Below are 15,261 nucleotides of genomic sequence, written 5' to 3'. Positions count from 1 at the left end.
GTGCCGGGCATTACCCGAGCGTGGTGCAACGCAATAAGCTAGAATGAACGTCCTTCGGGCCTGTCCGATCGTCGACCAGAATTCATGAACGCCCCCGCACACATCCATACCCTGCTTGCCGATAATGCTCCTGCGCGCCTGCGCGAGATCCCCTATAACTACACTTCGTTCTCGGACCGCGAAATCGTGATCCGCCTGCTCGGTGAGTCGTCGTGGGCCTTGCTCGACAGCCTGCGCGGCGCGCGCCAGACCGGCCGTTCGGCGCGCATGCTGTACGAGGTGCTGGGCGATATCTGGGTGGTGCGCCGCAATCCCTACCTGCAGGACGACATGCTGGACAACCCGAAGCGCCGGGCCAAGCTGATCGAAGCGCTGCACCACCGCCTGGCCGAGATCGACAAGCGCCGCACCACGGTCGATGCGCTCGACGCCTCGGCCGACAGCGACCCTGCCATGGTGGCTACCCGCAGCGCCGCCGTCGAACAACTGCTGGCGGCCGCGCGCCGCGCGGTGGACGACTTCGGGCGCGAGTTCGCCGAGACCTACGACCTGCGCAAGCGCGCCGTGAAGGTGCTGGGCGCCTACACCGACAAGCGCAATATCCGTTTCGACGGCATGCACCGCACCTCGCACGTGACCGACGCCACCGACTGGCGCGTCGAATATCCCTTCCTGGTGCTGGTGCCCGACACCGAAGACGAGATGGCGGGCTTGGTCAAGGGCTGCATCGAACTCGGATTGACCATTATCCCGCGCGGCGGCGGCACCGGCTACACCGGCGGCGCGATTCCGCTCACGCCAATGTCGGCCGTGATCAACACCGAGAAGCTGATCGGCATCGGCGAGGTCGAGATGACCGCCATGCCGGGCCTGGACCGCGAATACGCGACCATCCACACCTATGCCGGCGTGGTCACCCAGCGCGTGTCGCAGGCGGCCGAGAAGGCCGGCTTCGTGTTCGCGGTGGACCCGACCTCGGCCCATGCCTCTTGCGTGGGCGGCAATATCGCGATGAACGCGGGCGGCAAGAAGGCCGTGTTGTGGGGCACGGCGCTGGACAACCTGGCCTCGTGGCGCATGGTCGACCCGAATGGCGACTGGCTTGACGTCACCCGCATCGGCCACAACCTGGGCAAGATCCACGACGCGCCGACCGCCGAATTCCTGCTCGAATGGACCCATCCCTCGCTCAAGGGCGCCCCGAAAGGCGCGCCGTTTCGCACCGAGACGCTGACCATCGAGGGCAGGCGCTTCCGCAAGGAGGGCCTGGGCAAGGACGTCACCGATAAATTCCTGGCCGGCCTGCCCGGCATCCAGAAAGAGGGCACCGACGGCCTGATCACGTCCGGCCGCTGGATCCTGCACAAGATGCCCAAGTTCACCCGCACCGTGGCGCTGGAGTTCTTCGGCCAGGCGCGCGACGCGATCCCGTCGATCGTCGAGATCAAGGATTACCTGGACAGCCTGCCGAAGAACGGCGACCCGGCGTTTTCCACGCTGCGGCTGGCCGGCCTGGAACACCTGGACGAGCGCTACCTGCGCGCGGTCGGCTACGCCACCAAGTCGAAACGCGGCGTACTGCCCAAGATGGCGCTGTTCGGCGACATCGTGGGCGACGACGAGAACGCGGTGGCGATCGCCGCCTCGGAAGTCGTGCGCCTGGCCAATACCCGCGTGGGCGAAGGCTTTGTCGCCGTCAGCCCGGAAGCGCGCAAGAAATTCTGGCTCGACCGCGCCCGCACCGCGGCCATCGCGCGCCACACCAACGCCTTCAAGATCAATGAAGACGTGGTCATCCCCTTGAACCGGATGGGCGAATACACCGACGGCATCGAGCGCATCAATGTCGAGCTGTCGATCAAGAACAAGCTGCAGCTGGTGGACCAGCTGCGCGCCTATCTCGCCAGCGACCACCTGCCGCTCGAGAAGAGCGACGACGCCAGCGGCGACGCGGTCGACCGCGACGAGATCATGGGCGACCGCCCGCTGCAGGCGCGCGCCCTGGTCGACCTGGTCGACAAGCGCTGGACCTTTATCCTGGCCAACCTCGATGCGCGGCTGGGCGAGGTGCGCCATCAGCTCGAGTCGCTCGGCCTGGACCACCTGTCGGCGGCGATCGATGCGCGCCTTGCGATCCAGCCCGATGCGCGCCTGTTCGACGCGGTGCAAGACCACACGGTGCGCGTCTCGTGGAAGGCCGAAGTGCGCGCGCCGCTGCGCCAGATCTTCAATGGCGCGGCCTACAAGTGCATCCTCGACGAGGCCACCGCGATCCACAAGCGGGTGCTGCGCTCGCGCGTGTTCGTCGCCCTGCACATGCACGCCGGCGACGGCAATGTGCACACCAACCTGCCGGTGAACTCGGACGACTACGCGATGCTGCAGGACGCGCACAAGGCGGTCGAGCGCATCATGAAGCTGGCCCGTTCGCTGGACGGCGTGATCTCGGGCGAGCACGGCATCGGCATCACCAAGCTCGAATTCCTGATGGACGAAGAAATCCAGGAATTCCGCGACTACAAGGCGCGGGTCGATCCGGAAGGCCGCTTCAACAAGGGCAAGCTGCTCAATCTCGATGGCGCCCACGCCGACCTGCGCAACGCCTACACGCCGTCGTTCGGCCTGATGGGCCACGAATCGCTGATCATGCAGCAGAGCGATATCGGCGAGATCGCCCACAGCATCAAGGACTGCCTGCGCTGCGGCAAATGCAAGCCGGTGTGCACGACCCACGTGCCGGGCGCGAACCTGCTGTATTCGCCGCGCGACAAGATCCTGGCCACGTCGGCGCTGATCGAGGCCTTCCTGTACGAAGAACAGACCCGGCGCGGCGTCTCGCTGCGCCACTGGGAAGAATTCGAGGACGTGTCCGACCACTGCACCGTGTGCCACAAGTGCGTCACGCCCTGTCCGGTCAATATCGACTTCGGCGACGTGTCGATGAATATGCGTAACCTGCTGCGCAAGATGGACAAGCGCAGCTTCAAGCCGGCCAACCGCGCGGCGATGTTCTTCCTGAACGCGACCGATCCGACCACCATCAACGCCACGCGCAAGGTGATGATCGACTTCGGCTTCAAGGCCCAGCGCTTCGGCAACCGCATGTTGAAATCGCTGTCGAAGCCGCAGACCGCGGCGCCGCCGCCGACGGTCGGCAAGGCGCCCGTGCGCGAGCAGGTGATCCACTTCATCAACAAGAAGATGCCGGGCAACCTGCCCAAGAAGACCGCGCGCGCGCTGCTCGACATCGAGGACGACAAGATCGTCCCGATCATCCGCAACCCCAAGAAGACCACGGCCGACACCGAAGCGGTGTTCTACTTCCCGGGCTGCGGCTCGGAGCGCCTGTTCTCGCAGGTGGGCCTGGCCACGCAGGCGATGTTGTGGGAAGTGGGCGTGCAGACCGTGCTGCCGCCGGGCTACCTGTGCTGCGGCTATCCGCAGCGCGGCGCCGGCCAGTACGACAAGGCCGACAAGATGATGACGGATAACCGCGTGCTGTTCCACCGCATGGCCAATACGCTCAACTACCTCGACATCAAGACCGTGCTGGTCTCGTGCGGCACCTGCTACGACCAGCTGGCGACCTATGAGTTCGACAAGATCTTCCCCGGCTGCCGCATCATGGACATCCATGAATACCTGCTGGAGAAGGGCATTAAACTAGAGGGCGTCAGCGGTACCCGCTATATGTACCACGACCCCTGCCACGGGCCGATGAAGCTGCAGGATCCGATGAAGACGGTCAACGCGCTGGTCTCGACGGTCGATAACGTCAAGATCGAGAAGAACGATCGCTGCTGCGGCGAGTCGGGCACGTTCGCCGTGTCCCGTCCCGACATCTCGACCCAGGTGCGTTCGCGCAAGGAAGTCGAGATGGTCAAGGGCGCCGATAAACTGCGCGCCGACGGCTTCACGGGCGATGTGAAGATCCTGACCAGCTGCCCGTCCTGCCTGCAGGGCCTCTCGCGCTACAACGACGATTCGGGCACCACCGCCGACTACATCGTGGTCGAGATCGCCAAGCACCTGCTGGGCGAGAACTGGCTGCCGGACTACGTGGCGCGCGCCAATAACGGCGGCATCGAGCGGGTGCTGGTATGAGCGCCAGGGAGCCTGGCTGCGAGCTGTGCAACCTGTCCGTGCCTGCGGCCTGGGCCGGCGACAAGTTCAGCGTCATCGTCGTGGACGACGCCAGCTATCCCGGCTTTTGCCGGGTGATCTGGCACGATCATGTGCGCGAGATGAGCGATCTATCGCGCGCCGACCGCCTGCTGGTGAACGAGGCCGTGTTCCAGGTCGAACAGGCGGTGCGCGACGTCATGCAGCCGCTGAAGGTCAATCTGGCCAGCCTGGGCAATGTGGTGCCGCACCTGCACTGGCATATCATTCCGCGCTATGCGGACGACGCCCACTTCCCGGCGCCCGTATGGGCGCAGGCGGTGCGCACGACCGAACACGACATCCTGGCCGCGCGCCGCGCGCTGGCCGAACAACTGGGCGCCGCCATCGCGCGCCGTCTTAACCAAGTAGAGAATTGATTCATGCCTAACCCAACCGAACTGACCGTCCACCAGAAATCGCGTGTGCTCGACATCGCCTATGACGACGGCAGCGCCTATTCGATCCCGTTCGAACTGATGCGCGTGTACTCGCCGTCGGCCGAAGTGAAGGGCCATGGCCCGGGCCAGGAAGTGCTGCAGGTCGGCAAGCGCGACGTCGGCATCGCCGATGTCGAGCAGGTTGGCAACTACGCGATCAAGCCGACTTTCTCGGACGGCCACGACACCGGCATCTTCAGCTGGGATTATTTGTACGAGCTGGGCCGCAGCCAGGCATCGCTGTGGCAGCAGTACCTGGGCCGGCTGCAGGCGGCGGGCTTTGACGAAGCATCCGGACGTGCGCCGGGCACGGTGCTGCCGGGCAGCCAGCCTGCCACGGGTGGCGGCGGTGGTTGCGGCTCTGGCGGCTGCGGCTGCAAGTAAGAATCCAGGCGCTCTTCGGGGCGCTTTTTTCATGGGCACGCCGCGCCTGGGGCGGCTCAAAAACGGTCGTCGGACGACCAGCTGCTGCCGCTGTCGAAACTGCTGCCGCTATCGAAACTGCTGCCGGACGACCAGCTGCTGTCGGACGACCACCCACTGTCGGATGACGAATCGCTGAACGAATAATCGCTCGTCACCCCATATGGATTACCGTTGATGTCGAAGTCGCCCATCATCATGGCGCCATCGATATTGAATGCCGGTTCGTCGAAACCGCTCGCGTGCGAGCTGGTGACGCCGAAGGGATTGCCATGGATGTCCGTATCGCCGATCATCGGCGTGCCATCGACATTCACGGCGGGCGAGAAATCCATCATGGAATCGCTGTCGCTGTCCGTCGCCGCCGCGCCCAGGGTGAACAAGGGAGTCACGGTACTGCTGTTGTCACTCTTCAACATTTTTTCATATTCAGCGGGACTCCAGCTTTCATCTGTCCATCCAGCAGGTGTAGAGTGGCTATTCTTTGCACTAAAGAAAGATTTCAGCTGTTTTAACATGCGCCGCCCCTATTAATACAACAATCAACAATGACCGATCTTAACAAGATTATTGCCGGTGCGAAATCTATTGAGCGAATCCTGACTGAACAGTTTGGTGGCACCGGGCGCGGGATGCGCGAAAAACTCGACAGCGCGCGTTATCAGATCCCGCAGCCACTGCAGCAGCGCATCGCCTATCTGGCGCGGGTGCGCAACCGCAGCGTGCACGAGGAAGATTTCGTATTGGAGGATAGCGACGACTATCTTGGCAAATGCCAGGCCGTGTGCGCTGAGCTGCAGCAGGTGCACGCCATCGCCATGCGCGTGGAGCAAGAGCGGGCGCAGCATAAGGCGCGCGCCAGGCGCCGCCAGCACCCCTTGAAAACGCTGCTGGTGCTGGGACTGGTGCTGGCCATTGCATGGTGGGTGTTGCGGCCCTTGCCGTCGAGAGCGCCCGAGCTCGCCGACCCGCACGGGCAATTGGCCGGCGGCGCGCCCGATGCGGTGACCCCGCCGGCCGTGCGCCAGCCGGCCGAGTCCAGGCGGGAAAGCCGTGTGAGCGCCGAGGCCGCTCCCACACAGCGCGCCAGTCCGGCGCCGGTGGCGCCGGCTCCATCCTCCAGGCACATTGGCCTGGGCAACGACGTGCTGGCGCTGGAGGCGGTCGAATTCACTTACGCCAAGGACCGCTTCGACCGGCTCGAGCCCAGGATCACCGTCACGGTGCGCAATACCTCGGAGCGCACCATTGCCTCGGCCAAGCTGGAGGCGCGCCTGTACGTGAACGGCGAATCGACGCCGGTGGTCGATACCGGCAACGGTCGCGGCCTGGGGGCGCGCGCACTCTACCTGGGACTGGGCGACAGCGGCCTGGCCCCAGGCGCCAGCGCGACCAGCCGGATCGGCCTGTTCGGCAACGACAGCTTCAGCGTGCCGGACGCCATCAATGGATCAGAGCGCGTCCTGGTATTGCGCGTGGCCGAGGTGTCCGATGGCCGCCGGCAGGCATTCGGCGCAGATGCACCGGCCTGGCCGGCCATCGGCGGCGAGCGCGAGGCCGCCGCCTTGCGGCCGGCCCAGCCGACGCTCGACGTGGCCGCCTACCGCGAACGCTTCGCGGCGGGCGAACACGTGGTGCTGGGCGATAGCCGCATCGACGTGAACAAGCTCGCGCTGCGGCTCCACAAGGACAGCTGGGGCAGGGACAAGGTCGGCATCTTCCTTGACCTCACCAACCGGTCGGGGGTGACCCTGGCCCATGCGCGCTTCGACGCCCAGCTGTTCGTGAAGGGGGAGCAGGCGCCGCTGGCCGAGTCCGGGCGCCGTCCGCTCCACGCCTTCTTCGGCAACAAGGGATTGGCGGACGGGGCCAGCGCCAGCACCGGCAATATCAGCGGGTCCTTCATGGGCGAATGGGATGCGCCGGACGTGCTCAACGCGGTGCGCGAGGGCCGGGCCCAACTGGTCCTGCGCCTGGCGTCGTTGACCGACGGCCGCAACGCATCGCATGACAGCGCGGCGATCGGTTTGAACCGGCGCTAAAGACGCTGTTCGCGTCGGTGCTGAAGAAAGCAATTGCGCAGCCTGATGCGAGGTACGGTCAAACAAAAAGAGCACATCCGCGGATGTGCTCTTGTCTTTTGCAAGCCCGCCGTGGCGGGCTCGTGCAGCATCAAGCCTGTGGCTGGATGTTTGCGGCTTGCTTGCCCTTAGGGCCGGTGGTGACATCGAAGGTCACGCGCTGGTTTTCCTGCAGCGATTTGAAGCCATTGGCGTTGATCGCCGAGAAGTGTGCAAACAGATCTTCGCCGCCGCCGTCAGGCGTGATGAAACCAAAACCTTTTGCGTCGTTGAACCATTTGACGATACCAGTAGCCATGTTTATTCCCTCAAAAAAAAATTATTTGTCGTTGATGCCCTGTTTGCGTACCTAGGACAAAAACCAGGGTCACGCGCTACATTGCAAAACTGATTATAAGGACAAATTCTTAAAACGGAAGCAAGATTTTTCAATCGTATACGTATTTACCACAAGTCACGCGGGCCCGCATGTTATCCACGCGGGCTTGACGCCGATCAGAACGTCATAGGAACCCGTAAGGTAAGGGTTACATCAGGCGTATCGCGGGTCACGCCGGCGCCCACCGCGATATTGAGTGTACGCTTGGGGCTCAAGCGGTATGAATAGCCCAGAAGCAGGGTACCGAGCTGGGTGCGCACCGAGCCGGCCACGGGCGAACCGTTCTGCTTCATGCGCGCGATCGTGCTGTGGTCGTAGCCCAGGCTGAGCGATGCCTTGTCGTTCAGCGCCAGTCCCATGCCGAAGTTAAAGCCGAGCACATAACCCGGTTCCAGTTCGCCCAGGGGTTCGCGCACGCCGTTGCGCACCAGGCGCGTCACATTGTCGCGCTTGAAATTGTGGACGTAGCTCAGGTTGCCGAAGAAGACCGCCGGATCCGATGGATACAGCCAGGTCAGGGTGCCTTGCAGCGAATGGAAGCCCGAGCCGGTCGGCAGGTCCAGCGGCAGGCCGGTGCCGGTCACGTTCTCGCCGATGCAGCGCTGGTCGCAATCGGTGACGACCTCGAACGGATCGCGCCCGGTGCGGCTCTTGTAGCGCAGGCCGGCGATGTAATAGCCCTTGTCGGCGCCGCCATTATTGAGCTGGTAGCGGCCGGCGACCTCGATGTCGCCCAGGCCCTTGCCGCTGGTGTCGAACACGCGCTCGACCGCGGTGCCGGTAAACAGCTCGCGGCTGACGGTGGCGTCCGAGCGGTACACATACGGCACCTTGACCTCGACTTCCATCCGGTTGTTGATGCCGGTGCGGCCGGTGATGGCGGTGGTGAAGGTGTTGCGCTTGATCTCGCGCACGTCGACCAGGCCGATCAGGATCGCGGGAATCACCGTGTAGCCGACCAGGGCCACGCGGTTGCTCGACGAGTAGCCATACTGCACCGACGGCTCGAGCACATAGGTGCCACGCTGGGTCAGCACGCCCGGCGTATCGCCGATCGGCGCGACTTCGGGCGGCCGGTTCGGCTCCTGGCGGTTGGTGTTCTGCGCCGTCTGCGGCGCCTGCTGGGCCGGACCGGGCGCCGGCACGGTCGGCTGGTTCGGACGCGGCTGCGGCGGCAATGGGGCCGCCACGCCGCTTTCGGCCGGCGGCAGCACCGGCGGCTGGGCCACCGGCGCCTGGCCCGTCATCGACATGCCGGTGCCGCGCTGCTGCGACAGCAGCACGCCGTCGGCCAGCGCGGTCGGGATGGCGAACGGAGCGCCGGCCAGCGGCGTGGTTTCTTCGACGATGCGCTCGCGCGCCGCCACCATCGGCGGCGCCGTGGCCGGCGCCTGGATTTTTTTCAGCTGTTCGCGCTGCTCCTGCAGTTCCAGCACCAGACGATTCACCAGTGCCCGCTGTTCGGCCAGTTCGTCCTTGAGTTGGGACAGCTCGGTCTGTTGGTCCTGCATGCCTGGCTCGGCAGCAGCTTGTTGGGCGAGCACGGGCGGCGCCAGGAGGGCGGCCGCCAGGCCGGCGGCGCCGAGCCGCGCGACGTGTGGATACATCCAGATCTCCAGTAATGTTAACTATATTGCAATGCTACAGTGTTCCTGGGGAACGCACCACTGCATCCCGTATCGTGCTCTGGAAATTCATGTCTTTTAGTAAGGACATGCTATTCACGGTCGATGTGATGGTCGTGGCGGTGCGGATGTCTTGCCCATTGAGTGTGTTCTGCACCAGGGTCGCGCCATTGGGCAGGTTCAGGTCGGCTGCGGCATAGTTATTGCCGCCGATCTGGATCAGCTGGGCCGCGCCGAGGGCGTTCTGGGCCAGGCGGGCCTGGTCGCCGGTCATCGCGGCCAGGTCGGGGATGGCGATATTGGTGCGCGCCAGGATTTCGCCGTTGACCGAGACCACGCGCTCGATGCCGAGCGATAGCGACAGGCCGCCGGCGATCTCGAAGCCGCCGCGCAGATCGTCGAGTACCTCGGGGCCGACCGCTGCGCCGAAGGCCGACGGGCCGGCCGCCTGCACCGCGGGCATCGCACCGCATGCGGCGCACACCGCCAGCAGCAGGGCGGACCGTTGTAAGTTGAAGGTTGGCCAGCGCATATCACATCCTTTAGTCAAAAGTCGCCAGGGCCGAATTTCGGCAGCGAGGCACTGAGCTGGTCCTGGTGCATGCCGGTGCCGAGCGGCGCGCGCGGGGCGCCACGCCAGTCGGCCGGATTGTTGAAGGCGATGCCTTCTTTGTGGCTATGGATCACGAACAGGATCTTGCTGCGCCAGATTTCCTGGAACCGCTCCATGCTCACCACCCGGTTGCCGGTGGACGGGTCGCCGATCAGGATGCGGCCGTCTTCAGCGCCTTTCACGACCACGAAATGGTTGAAGCCGCGGTCGGTGATCAGCACGATGGCCGGCAATTTTTCTTCGATCAGTTTTTCGATCGGCAGCTTGAAACCGTCGGCGCGAAAACCGCGCGAAGCCAGGAAGCGCTGCATGTCGAGCAGCGAAAAGCCTTCCTTGTGAATCTTGGTCTTGTCACCCTTTTCGTACATCTGCTGGAACACGTCCTGTTCCGGCACCGGGGTGGCGTAGTGGTGCGACAGCAGGGTCGACACGGCGGCGGCGCCGCAACTGTAGTCGTATTGCTGGCGTACGGTACGCTGGAACTTGATGTCCTTGAGGCTGGTGACCGGCACGTTGACGCGACCGACCACCGCCAGTTCGAGCGCTGGCGCCGGGGCCGGCGCCAGCAGGATGCCGCACAGCGCGGCAAGGAAGATGCCTCGTTTCATACTTATTGCAGTTGCAGGTTGATGACGGTCGCGTTCTGGATCAGGACGTTCGCGCCGGAGTTCTGGATCACGACCGGCAAGCCCGAGGAATTGGCGAACGAGCCGTTGTCGATGACGTTGAAACCGGTGGTGACGTTGTTGGCCGTGTTGTAGCCAACCGTGCCGCCGAGTGTCGCTTCGGTGGTGACGATGTCGGCGCCGCCACGCAGTCCACCCAGTTCTTCGGCGCCGGTGGTCTTGCCCCAGCCCTTGGCCAGGTCGTCGGCGCCGCCTGGCGCCACATTCACTTTCGACAGGAAGGCGATATTGACCGGCAATGGCGCAGGTTCCGCCGCCTGGGCCGCCATCGGCAGCGCCATGCAGGCTGCCAGCAGGAGAGAGCTAATCCGGGTAATCCGTTTCATGATGCCTCGCTCGAAAAACCGCCACGCGGGCAAGCCGCGTGGCGGTGCGGTGCGGGATGGCGCATGAGCCGTCCCGCACCGCTGGTTTGCCGCTTATTGGCCGGAGCCGCCGACGTTCATGTTCGACTGAACGTTGACGCTTTGCTGGATCAGCGAGGAGAAGCCGTTGTTCTGGCTGATGATCGAGATACCAGCTGCCGATTGGGCGATGTTGCTCATCGAGTTCGACATGTCGAAGTTACCAGCCGACACGTTGTTGGTGCCGCCGTTGCCGCCGGTGCCAGCGCCGCCGAAGCCGCCGGTGCCTGCGCCCGCCACCATTTCGCCGGTCGAGCCGCCAGCACCGCCGGTGCTGGTACCGCCCGCGCCGCCTGCGCCGCCAGCGCCCGAGGTTGCGTCGCCCGAAGTCGCCGAACCGCCGGTGGCCGAGCCGCCGGTCGATGCGCCGCCGGCGCCGCCGGTGCCGGTCGATGCGGTCGCTTCAGCGCCCGCGCCGCCCGCGCCGCCGGTGCCAGCCGTGCCACCCTGGCCCGCGCCGCCTGCGCCGCCGGTGCCTTCGGCACCGTTACCGCCGGTGCCAGCCGTGCCAGCCGCGCCCGAACCGCCAGCGCCTGCCGTGCCGGTGGCGCCTGCGCCGCCGTTGGCGGCCAGAGCCGCGCCAGCACCCGAGGTGCCGCCGGTGGCTGCGCCGCCAGCTGCGCCAGCGCCCGAGGTATTGGTGCCAGCCGCGCCCGAACCGCCTGCGCCGCCGGCTGCGCCGGCGCCGCCGGCGCCGGCCATCGAGTCACCCGCGGTGCCGGAGCTGGCGCCGCTGGTTGGGCTGCCTGCGGTCGAAGTGCCGCCGGTGTTGCCGGCAGCGCCGCTGGCGCCGCCCGAACCTGCTGGGTCCGAACCTGGGGTGCCGCCTGCGCCGGTCGAGGCGGTAGCGTCGCCGATCGATGCACCGCCGCCGCTGGCGCCGTTCGATGCGGTCAGGGTCGAGCCCGACGATGCGCCGCCGGTGCCGCCTGCGCCGCCCAGGCCACCTGCTGCGCCTGCGCCGCCGTTCGATTCGCCCGCGCCGCCCGTGCCGCCAGCACCGGTGCTGATGGCGCCGTTCGCGCCGCCGTTGCCGCCAGCCAGCGAACCGGTCGCGCCACCGGCGCCGCCGGTTGCGCCGCCGCCTGCCGCGCCATTGCCGCCGTTGGCTGCGCCGCCCGATGCGCCAGCACCGCCGGTGCCTGCGCCGCCTGCCGCGCCGTTGCCGCCGGCAGCGTAGCCGCCAGCCGCGCCCGCTGCGCCCGAGCCGCCAGCCGAATCGGCCGCGCCCGATGCGCCGCCGGCGCCGCCGGCTGCGTTACCGACGGTCGACGCGCCGGTCGATGCGGTGCCGGCAGCAGCGTAGCCGCCTGCGCCGCCAGCCGCGCCAGTCGCGCCCGAAGCCGCGCCGCCAGCTGCGCCGGTGGCCGAGGTCGAGCCGCCGTTGCCTGCGCCGCCAGACGAGCCGGTGCCGGCTGCGCCGTTGGCGCCGCCGGTGTTCTGGGCGGTGTTGCCGATGTTGCTGATGGTGTTACCCGACACGGTGCCGGTCAGCGAGCTGGTGGCGTTGGCCGACGAGGTGTTGAACGAGTTGGCAACCGACGAGCTGGCATCGCCACCGTTGTTGGCCGCTGCTGCGCCAGCGGCTGCGGCACGTGCATCACCCGAGCTGTTGTTCTGGCCCGAGCTGTCGCGGCTGCTGTCGTTGGTGGTGGTGTTGCTGGTGGTGCTGGTGTCGTTGCTGTCGATCGTGATGGTATTGGTACGGGTATCCGTGCTCGTGTTGGTACGGGTGTCCGTGTTGGTGTTCGTGTTGGTCGCCGTGCGGTTGTCCGAGCGGTCGACCTGGTTGTTGTTGTTGGTCGTGTTGGTGCTGTTGTTGTTCTGCTGGCTGTTGTTGTTAGCCTGGCTGTTGTTGGTGTTGGTCGTGGTGTTGGTGTTGGTTGCGGTGTTGTTGCTGTCGTTCGTGCTGCTGTTGTTCTGCTGGCTGTTGTTGTTGGCCTGGCTGTTGTTGGTGTTGGTCGTGGTGTTGGTTGCCGTGTTGTTGCTGTCGTTGGTGCTGCTGTTGGTGTTGGTCGCGGTGTTGGTCGCCGTGTTGGTGTTGGTGTTGGTTGCCGTGTTGTTGCTGTCGTTGGTGCTGTTGTTGGTGTTGGTGCTGGTAGCAGTGTTATTGCTATCGTTCATGCTGCTGTTGGTGTTGCCGTTGTTCCGGGAGTCAGTGACAGTGCTGTTATCGGTATTCGTATTGATTGCGGAAGTCTGGGTGTTGCCGCCGCGAACGTCGTTGACGGAATTTTCTTGTGCGTGAGCCATGCTGAATGCCAGGGCGATCGCGGTTGCCAGGATAGTGCGCTTCATTGTTGCTCCCCTAATGTCACTGAGTTGAATTCCCGGGGTCCCATGACGCCCGGTCCATCTTCCTCTTAGCAGATCTCGTGCCAGCGCAAACCCGATTTTTAAGTCGTTGATTATGTAGGACTATTTTGATGAGTTCGTGTAGGACGAGGGAGGACAATGAAGGTGAACAATAGCGAAAGCACAATATGTCTCAATGATGTTACAGAGTTGCAAAAAAGATCATGAAACTGTATCAAATTGCAAGCGCCATGCCGTGTGCATAGCGTGACAAGCCCCGCCATGCGTGCTGCCTTGCCGCAAGCACGTGAAGGGGAAAAACCTGTCGAATCAAGGAGATGGCCGTAGGAACAGGCCGACGGAAGAAAAAGAAGGAGACTTACGGGGAAATCGAGTGCTTGGCCATCAGGCGATACAGTGTCATGCGCGATACACCGAGTTCGCGCGCGGCCTGGCTGATGTTATTGCCGCTGCGCGCCAGGCTTTCGCCGATGGCGACTTTCTCGGCGCTCAGGCGCGAGCTGCCGAGGCCTTCCTTGACCGGGCAGATGGGACCGGCCGTGGGCAGGTCGAGGTCGGCCGGCGTGATCAGGCGGTGCTCGGCCAGCACCATGGCGCGCCGCATGCGGTTGATCAGTTCGCGGACATTGCCTGGCCAGTCATAGCGCGCCATGGCCTGCAGCGCTTCACGGCTGATCCCCTTCAGTTGCGGACTGCGTTCCTCCGCATACCTGTTAAAGATGAGATCGGTCAGCAGGGGCAAGTCTTCCTTGCGCTCGCGCAGGGCGGGCACCCGGATCGGAAACACGCTGAGCCGGTAGTACAGGTCTTCGCGGAAGCGGCCCTCGGCAACCGCCTGCGGCAAGTTGACGTGGGTGGCGGTGATCACGCGTGCGTCGACGGCAATGGTACGGGTGCCGCCGACACGGTAGATCACGCGCTCTTGCAGGAAGCGCAGCAGGCTGGCCTGCAGGTCGAGTGGCAGGTCGCCGATTTCGTCGAGGAAGATACTGCCGCCCGAGGCTGCCTCGAGCAGGCCCTGCTTGTCGCGGGTGGCGCCGGTAAAGGCGCCGCGCTCATGGCCGAACAGTTCGGAGTGGATCAGCGCTGGCGCCACCGCCGCGCAATTGATGGCAATAAAAGGGCCGCTGGCGCGCTGCGAACGGCGATGGACTTCCTGGGCCGCGAGCTCCTTGCCGCTGCCGCTTTCGCCACACACCAGCACCGGGGCGTCGACCGCGGCGATCTTGTCGATGTGCGCGCGCAGGCGCACGATCGCGTCCGAGACGCCGTCGATGTGACTGGACTGCGATCCGATGCGGCGCTGCTGGGCCTTGTTCTTGGCCAGCGTGGCCATGCCGTGGGCGTGGCCCAGCGAGTGCTGCAGGCGCAGCGCGTCGACCGGACGGGTGTGGAAGTCGAACAGGTGGGCGGCGATCAGTTCGCGCAGGGCCGGCTGGTCGAGGCGTTGTGCATCGAATACGCCGACCCAGCGGGTTTCGTGGTGCTGGTTCAGGAAGCGCTCGATCCCGTCGTCGCCGCTGCCGTCGCCGCGGTCGAGCAGCAAGCCGACCCCGTAATGCTGCTGGGCCAGGACCTTGCGCGCCGCGGTCATGCTGTCGACCACGCATACATCCCATCCGGGCAGCTCCCCGCAGCAGGCGCGCGCTTGCGCACTGCCTTCGCTCGAAATGCATAAAAGACGTTTTACAGACACCGTTGTCCTCGTTTTCGCAAGCCATTGCCTGCTTCGTTGTGTGAGTCCCGGTGCGCCAAGGCATGACTCATCTAGGATGCCGACCGGCGTTCCGACTGGGAACGGGCGGCATGGAAGCAAGGCTCAATTAAACCTGAAACACGCCATGCATGTCGCACAAACATTATTAGAAAGCCAATGAGACGTGCATTGTTGAATTAAAAATTTGTTCTTTAACATTTATGTTAATACAAATTCGTTAATTCCTTGTTACCAATCTTACCGGGCACATCCTTATGCGGGAAGGGCATCCTGCATCCCGGCTCACTGCTGAGCATGCTGTTAGCGCTCCATGCGTTGTTCGCATCCAACAGCGATTTGGATTCAATTCTCCACAACAAAAATCGGACCGACGGCGAGGGCGCGAGCCGCCCGGCGCCAGTGCGGCGGTGCGCCGG

12 protein-coding genes are annotated in these 15,261 nt (G+C 64.8%); 4 read left to right on the top strand and 8 right to left on the bottom strand.

From position 1 onward, the window contains the following. Positions 1-84: 84 nt before the first annotated feature. Genes GNT67_RS01165 through GNT67_RS01155 form a run of 3 tightly spaced genes read left to right on the top strand, consistent with a single transcriptional unit; the run spans position 85 to position 4,985 of the window. Positions 85-4,104, top strand: coding sequence for a DUF3683 domain-containing protein (locus GNT67_RS01165; RefSeq protein WP_159627820.1), 4,020 nt, complete (start codon positions 85-87; stop codon positions 4,102-4,104). Further along, a complete protein-coding gene (locus tag GNT67_RS01160; protein ID WP_159627818.1) occupies positions 4,101-4,541 on the top strand; it encodes an HIT family protein in 441 nt (146 codons plus the stop codon). Before GNT67_RS01165 ends, GNT67_RS01160 begins: the two co-directional genes overlap by 4 nt. A 3-nt stretch (positions 4,542-4,544) precedes the next feature. Then, entirely contained in the window at positions 4,545-4,985 is a 441-nt protein-coding gene (locus tag GNT67_RS01155; protein ID WP_159627816.1) for a gamma-butyrobetaine hydroxylase family protein, read from the top strand. A 56-nt stretch (positions 4,986-5,041) separates the two neighbouring features. On the opposite strand, the gene GNT67_RS01150 is transcribed toward GNT67_RS01155, so the two are convergent. Continuing rightward, on the bottom strand, positions 5,042-5,443 hold the full coding sequence (locus tag GNT67_RS01150) for a hypothetical protein (RefSeq protein WP_159627814.1): 402 nt from the start codon (positions 5,441-5,443) through the stop codon (positions 5,042-5,044). Between the two features lie 213 nt (positions 5,444-5,656). Here GNT67_RS01150 and GNT67_RS01145 point away from each other — a divergent pair, with 213 nt between their 5' ends. Continuing rightward, entirely contained in the window at positions 5,657-7,066 is a 1,410-nt protein-coding gene (locus tag GNT67_RS01145) for a hypothetical protein (RefSeq protein ID WP_159627812.1), read from the top strand. A 130-nt stretch (positions 7,067-7,196) separates the two neighbouring features. Here GNT67_RS01145 and GNT67_RS01140 read toward each other — a convergent pair whose 3' ends face one another. The 7 genes from GNT67_RS01140 to GNT67_RS01110 form a co-directional block, all read right to left on the bottom strand. After that, the gene (locus tag GNT67_RS01140; protein ID WP_147937319.1) at positions 7,197-7,403 is read right to left on the bottom strand and encodes a cold-shock protein; all 207 of its coding nucleotides are present in this window, start codon (positions 7,401-7,403) and stop codon (positions 7,197-7,199) included. 197 nt (positions 7,404-7,600) lie between these two features. Continuing rightward, on the bottom strand, positions 7,601-9,091 hold the full coding sequence (locus GNT67_RS01135) for an autotransporter outer membrane beta-barrel domain-containing protein (RefSeq protein WP_159627810.1): 1,491 nt from the start codon (positions 9,089-9,091) through the stop codon (positions 7,601-7,603). 34 nt (positions 9,092-9,125) lie between these two features. Next, positions 9,126-9,641 carry a hypothetical protein gene (locus GNT67_RS01130; protein WP_159627808.1) on the bottom strand — a complete coding sequence of 172 codons (516 nt, stop codon included), beginning with the start codon at positions 9,639-9,641 and terminating at the stop codon, positions 9,126-9,128. A 14-nt stretch (positions 9,642-9,655) separates the two neighbouring features. Next, positions 9,656-10,330, bottom strand: a complete 675-nt coding sequence (locus GNT67_RS01125) for a C39 family peptidase (protein ID WP_159627806.1) — start codon at positions 10,328-10,330, stop codon at positions 9,656-9,658. 2 nt (positions 10,331-10,332) lie between these two features. Then, positions 10,333-10,734, bottom strand: a complete 402-nt coding sequence (locus GNT67_RS01120) for a hypothetical protein (protein WP_159627804.1) — start codon at positions 10,732-10,734, stop codon at positions 10,333-10,335. Positions 10,735-10,827: 93 nt separating this feature from the next. After that, complete coding sequence (locus tag GNT67_RS01115; RefSeq protein WP_159627802.1) at positions 10,828-13,110, bottom strand: hypothetical protein; 2,283 nt, start codon at positions 13,108-13,110, stop codon at positions 10,828-10,830. Between the two features lie 376 nt (positions 13,111-13,486). Then, positions 13,487-14,824, bottom strand: a complete 1,338-nt coding sequence (locus GNT67_RS01110; protein ID WP_159627800.1) for a sigma-54 dependent transcriptional regulator — start codon at positions 14,822-14,824, stop codon at positions 13,487-13,489. Between the last annotated feature and the right edge of the window lie 437 nt (positions 14,825-15,261).

This window comes from Massilia puerhi, from assembly GCF_009861485.1.
The sequence above is the reverse complement of the archived record's forward strand: the minus strand, read 5'-3'. Positions and strand labels throughout refer to the sequence as shown.